Here is a 5,384-nt window from a genome sequence, read left to right on the forward strand (position 1 = left end):
ACGCAAATCTGAAGATGCTCAAGTAAATCAATTACTGAAATATCTTCAACATCAATCCCCAGAAGTCTTAGCGCAAATTGCTAAGGCCACAACGCCCCAGGTAAAAGATATTATCACTCACAATATTCAAGGTTTACTGGGGATGTTGCCGAGTGAAGGCTTCAGCGTCCAAGTCACCACAGATCGCGACAACTTGGCAAACCTGCTAGGTTCGGCGATGATGACTGGCTACTTCCTCCGCCAAATGGAACAACGGATGGAACTAGAAGACATGCTCATGGGTTCGAGTTCGATCTCCAGCGAAGGTTCTGGCTCAGATCGTCGCGACCAGACTTAAATCGACAGATCGACTATCGATTCAGGAGAGCGGCTGGAGATGAATGTGAATTTATTAATTAGACGGTAGGCAGCGGCTCCCGCTCGTCGGGTTTCCCGACGGTCTAGGGAGACAAGACACTTCCCGCCGTCTACATTGGCTCTCAAGGCACGTTCGCTCGTCAAGATTCTATTCGAGATATCTAACTCCGCCAGCGCAGGATCTGGGACTTGACGGGATTGGTGAATTCGCGCTGTTCTGCATTAGCTTTGATAAATTCCGATCGCAGTCGGTAGTACCATTGAGCTTGAGTATCGGCATCTTTGATCAGCATCAAGGGAGGATCGTGCCGGAGTCCGATCTGTTGCTTGACGACCATATCCCGATCTTGACCGAGGAAAGTATTGATAAATGGTTGGATCAGGGGTAATAGTGGTTTAAACCACCCGATCGAAGTATAGAACATCGTTGTGACTTCAGTCTCGGTCTCTGAGATCGGAGTAATCACCGTGAGATTGGCAACCCGATTGGTATTGGTAATAATTTGCTCGACTCTCACCCCAGGTAATTGGAAAGAAATCTCGACTTCCGCATCGCCACCGAGCAACCGATAGAAAAATGTTTGCCGTTCCAAGCGATGACGGCGCATCGTAAATCCATAAGGCGAAGGATCGAAAGCTTTAACTTCCTCTGAAAGGATAGCATCCGATCGCCACCACCACGATCGATGTACGAACGGAACGTGAGCGGGGTCCATTAGCCCCACTACGGCATGGTCGATAAAACAGGGAAAGTTCATCGTAAATGTCGATTGATACGCCCGATCTTCAAAGCCTGCGACCACTGGGACGGGATGGGTTGGCTCCGTCTCCCCACGTTCTGAGTCGGACATATAAATCCAGATATTCCCCTGCACTTCCTGCACTGGATATCTCCGCACCTGGAAATTACTTAAATCTAAGTCCTGGTCATCACTCAGAGCCGGAATCGCCGTACATTGTCCCTGCTGGTCGAATCGCCAGCCGTGGTAAGCACACTCGATCTGCGCTCCGTCAAATCGCCCACAACTCAACGGGATCGCCCGGTGGGGACAGATATCTCGCAGCGCAAATACTTCCCCAGCATGAGTACGTCCGAAGACGATGGGTTCGCCGAGCAATTGTTTGGCAAACATCCGACCTGGTTTGAGCTGGATTCCGGGTAGCGCATAGTACCAAATATTTCGGAGGAAATTTTGTTTCTGGGTCACTGGTTTATCGTTGGTGTGGGCAGCAATTGACTCATTTACCGCTAAGTTCTGTACTTTAAAAGTCTATAGTAAATAAGGTTTGTCAGCAGCACCCAGTTCATGAGCGGTACATATAAAGCGACAGGAATCAATCTCAAAGCTATGCCCATCGGTGAGAACGATCGATTGGTAACTATTTTGACCCCCGAACATGGCTTAATTAGAGCGGTAGTTCCGGGCGCACGCAAGTCCAAATCGGGGATGGGCGGACGGAGTGCGTTATTTATGGTCAATGATTTATTAATCGCCAAAGGTCGCTCGCTCGATCGAGTGACGCAAGCTCAGACGACGATGTCTTATGGACGACTGATTGGCGATTTGGGGAAACTTGCCGCCAGTCAATACCTCGCTGAAATCGTGCTGGCGCAAGCATTAAGCGATCGACCGCAATCAGAATTATATCAATTATCGATCCTCCATTTGGGCCGACTCAATGACTTAGAACAGGGCGATAATACCGGATCGATCGCTCTTTTGTGTCAGGGAATTTTTCACCTGCTGGCACTCGATGGGATCGCACCGCAAGTATATGATTGTTGCATTACCAGAGCGCCGATCGAGCCAAATTTTACGACGCTCGGCTGGCAAATTGGGTTTAGTATCGAATCTGGTAGTACTGTGGCGATCGCTGCTGCTGCTGAAGATCCGAGTGTGACTGTTACTCATCGGCTCACAGCATTGGATTTGCTCTTATTGCAGCACTTATCCGATCCTAATCTCGACAGGTTAGATGTCGCGATCGATAAATTCTCCCTCGATACGATTTCGGATCTGGATCTGGCGGGTGCGTGGCGACGCATCGAGCGGATCTTACGCCAATACATTCATTCCCACCTGAATATTCAGATTCGCTCTGCGGCGCTGATCGATTTGTAGCTGATATTCAGATTCGCGCTGCGGCACCGATCGATTTGTAGCTAACACACTTTTCGCCAAACCCTCGGGAAACCCCACAGATAGCGCATCGCTTGTGACAAGCAGTGAAATTAAGCAAGCAATTATCCAGAGCCAGCACCATTCAAAGATCGCCTTTCCACCAACTCCACCGCCAGATCGATCGCCGCCCCCATACTCCGCGCATCCGCCACCCCCAACCCCGCAATATCAAACGCCGTCCCATGATCCGGCGAAGTCCTGACAAATGGTAAACCGATCGTCGTATTAATCGCTCGATCGAACGCCATCAACTTCACCGGGATTAACCCCTGATCGTGATATAGAGCCAAATAACCATCCGCAGCTTGCGGCTGAGGGTGCGTCCCAAACCAAGCCTGTCCCGGCTTCACCCACATCGTATCCGGCGGTAATAACCCCACCAACCGATACTCTGGATACGCTGCCCGCTCCCCCTCTAGCCACCGATCCATCCACTCCACCTCCTCTAGCCCCAACTGTCCGCCCTCACCACTATGCGGATTTAGCCCCGCGATCGCGATCGTCCCCGATTTTAGTCCAAAATCTATCCGCAAACACTCCACCAACAACCCCAACTTCAAACTCAGCAACTCTGGTGTCAACGCTTGCGACACAGCACTCACCGGGATATGTGTCGTTGCCAACAACGCCCGCAACGTCCAACCAGTGTGGGGGGAGACACCAACAAACATCATCCCAAAGCGGTCTACCTTCGCCTTGAGGGCGAGTAATTCCGTTTGACCGGGAAAATGGTGTCCCGCTGCCAACCATGCCGATTTGGCGATCGGAGCCGTGACGATCGCCTCAAACTCTCCCGCCAACGTTCTATCGATCGCCAGATCCAGATATGCAAAACCCGCCGCACCACTCGCCGCATTACCCTGTCCCACTTTCACCCCGTCCCGAATCTCTTGGGACAGTGGCACATCGATAATATTTAAGTCCGCTGGATTGGCTAACTCGATCTGCGCTGGCATCTGCTGGCGCAAGTGCTGATAGCGGTCATTTAATAACTCCAGATTACCAATGATAGTCAGATCGAAATCTGCCGCAGATCGATCGGCTAGAGCCTTGAGTACTACCTCTGTCCCAATCCCGGCTGGATCGCCTAACGTAATAACTAGTCGCGGTTTACTCATAATTCAAGCTGGAATACGATCGACCCGCAAACTAAGTAGCCACAGGACAGGACTACTCATTAGTCTAATCATTTCAGCTTTGCTAATGGTTTTAGGCTTTAGCTTTTAGGCTTTAGGCTTTAGGCTTTAAGTAGAAGTGACATGAAATACGCTTTATTCCCTTCCTAGTCACCCAGTCCCCCAGTCTCCCAATCCCTCGATCGCCAAATACCCCCAAGATCCTGTTACGATACATTATACGATCCATATATTCTGGGTAGTTGTAAATCGATCGTCTAATAATTCACAAGGAGTACTCCAACTATGGCTGGTGAAATTTTCAATGCTGCAATCTTGTCATCAAGCCTGATTTTAGTGGGTTTGAGCCTGGGATTTCTGTTTCTCAAAATTCAAGGCCCAGAAGAGGAATAATCCTTGGCGGGAAGATGGGGTAACGGGTTTGAGTTTAAGCTTAGCCCTCACCCCGACTGTGTGAATTTTTGTTAACAAACATGAGACTTTTCTGCTAATATTTAGAAAAATAGCTTTAATAATTTTTAATTATTCTTAGTAAATGACATTATTGATTGTTGGTGCCACGGGTACCTTGGGCAGACAGATAGCTCGCCGCGCCTTGGATGAAGGCTACCAAGTCCGTTGCTTGGTCAGAAGTACGCGGAGGGCGGCTTTTCTCAAAGAGTGGGGAGCCGAGTTAGTTGTTGGTAATATCTGCAATCCAAGCACCCTGGCACCAGCATTTGAAGGTGTGACAACGGTAATCGATGCAGCTACCGCCAGAGCGACGGATGCGTTAAGTATCAAGCAAGTCGATTGGGATGGACAAATTGCCCTGATTCAAGCTGCGGTGGCTGCCAAAGTAGAAAAGTTTATTTTCTTCTCGATTCTGGGTGCAGAAAATTATCCAAACGTGCCCTTGATGGAAGTCAAGCACTGTATCGAGCTATTTTTAAAAGAATCGGGTCTAAATTATACGATCCTCCGTCCGGCTGGCTTCATGCAAGGACTAGTCGGTCAATTTGCGATTCCCACCCTGGAGGGACAACCTGTCTGGATGACTGGTGAAGCATCGCCGATCGCGTACATGGACACTCAAGATGTTGCCAAGTTTGCCGTCAAAGCACTATCGGTACCCGCAACTAACAATCGTAGCTTTCCGATCGTGGGCAATCGTGCTTGGAGCGGTCGCGAAATAATTGATTTCTGCGAACGTCAGTCTGGCAAAGAAGCGAAAACGACCAATATCCCGATCGGGCTGATTCGGGTACTCAGACAAACATTACGGTTTTTTGAGTGGAGCTGGAACTCCGCAGACAGACTCGCTTTTACTGAAGTCCTCGCAACTGGAAAACCGATCGTCGCTGACATGACGGAAGTCTACCAAGTTTTTGAGATCGACCCCAAGGAAATTGGGACGCTTGAAGCATACTTACAAGAGTACTTCAGCCGCATTCTCCGGAAACTCAAAGAATTAGATTACGAAAAAAACAAGCAAAAAGAAGTCCAAGCCGCCAAACAGCAGAAAAAGAAGAAAATGATGTACTAGCGGCTTTTAGCTGCTAGCTGAGTCAATTCGTTAGAAACTTGGCATCGTCGAGAGTGGTGTCTTACCACTCTAATTGCCATCAATGATGCTGGACATTTCCAAACAAATGCTAAATATTGTGGTTTGTGACAGCAATGGTGTCACAAACCGATTCTGGATGCTGAATATGCGATAATCATAATT

7 protein-coding genes are annotated in these 5,384 nt (G+C 49.0%); 4 read left to right on the plus strand and 3 right to left on the minus strand.

Features of this window, described 5'->3' with window-relative positions; genetic code table 11:
• A partial coding sequence (locus RMO35_RS08205; protein ID WP_309740143.1) for a DUF760 domain-containing protein occupies positions 1–337 on the plus strand: 337 nt, incomplete at its 5' end.
• Here the strand turns inward: RMO35_RS08205 and RMO35_RS08210 are convergent.
• Both RMO35_RS08210 and RMO35_RS08215 read right to left on the minus strand, forming a co-directional pair.
• Positions 334–501, minus strand: a complete 168-nt coding sequence (locus RMO35_RS08210; protein ID WP_309740144.1) for a hypothetical protein — start codon at positions 499–501, stop codon at positions 334–336. The two genes, RMO35_RS08205 and RMO35_RS08210, sit on opposite strands and share 4 nt — an antisense overlap.
• 17 nt (positions 502–518) lie before the next feature.
• Positions 519–1,565 (minus strand): aromatic ring-hydroxylating dioxygenase subunit alpha, encoded by a 1,047-nt coding sequence (locus RMO35_RS08215; RefSeq protein WP_309740147.1) that lies wholly within the window; start codon positions 1,563–1,565, stop codon positions 519–521.
• A gap of 99 nt (positions 1,566–1,664) precedes the next feature.
• Between RMO35_RS08215 and recO the strand changes: the two genes are divergently transcribed.
• Positions 1,665–2,480, plus strand: coding sequence for a DNA repair protein RecO (gene recO, locus RMO35_RS08220; RefSeq protein ID WP_309740149.1), 816 nt, complete (start codon positions 1,665–1,667; stop codon positions 2,478–2,480).
• A 122-nt stretch (positions 2,481–2,602) separates the two neighbouring features.
• Here the strand turns inward: recO and pdxA are convergent, their stop codons facing one another.
• Positions 2,603–3,658: a 4-hydroxythreonine-4-phosphate dehydrogenase PdxA gene (pdxA, locus tag RMO35_RS08225; RefSeq protein WP_309740150.1), complete on the minus strand. Its 1,056-nt coding sequence runs from the start codon at positions 3,656–3,658 to the stop codon at positions 2,603–2,605.
• 303 nt (positions 3,659–3,961) lie between these two features.
• Between pdxA and RMO35_RS08230 the strand changes: the two genes are divergently transcribed.
• Together RMO35_RS08230 and RMO35_RS08235 are read left to right on the plus strand one after the other, a co-directional pair.
• On the plus strand, positions 3,962–4,069 hold the full coding sequence (locus RMO35_RS08230) for a PetM family cytochrome b6-f complex subunit 7 (protein WP_309736810.1): 108 nt from the start codon (positions 3,962–3,964) through the stop codon (positions 4,067–4,069).
• A 142-nt stretch (positions 4,070–4,211) separates the two neighbouring features.
• Positions 4,212–5,201 carry an NmrA family NAD(P)-binding protein gene (locus tag RMO35_RS08235; RefSeq protein ID WP_309740151.1) on the plus strand — a complete coding sequence of 330 codons (990 nt, stop codon included), beginning with the start codon at positions 4,212–4,214 and terminating at the stop codon, positions 5,199–5,201.
• The last annotated feature ends 183 nt before the right edge of the window (positions 5,202–5,384 follow it).

It is taken from the genome of Chamaesiphon sp. OTE_20_metabat_361 (genome assembly GCF_031364565.1).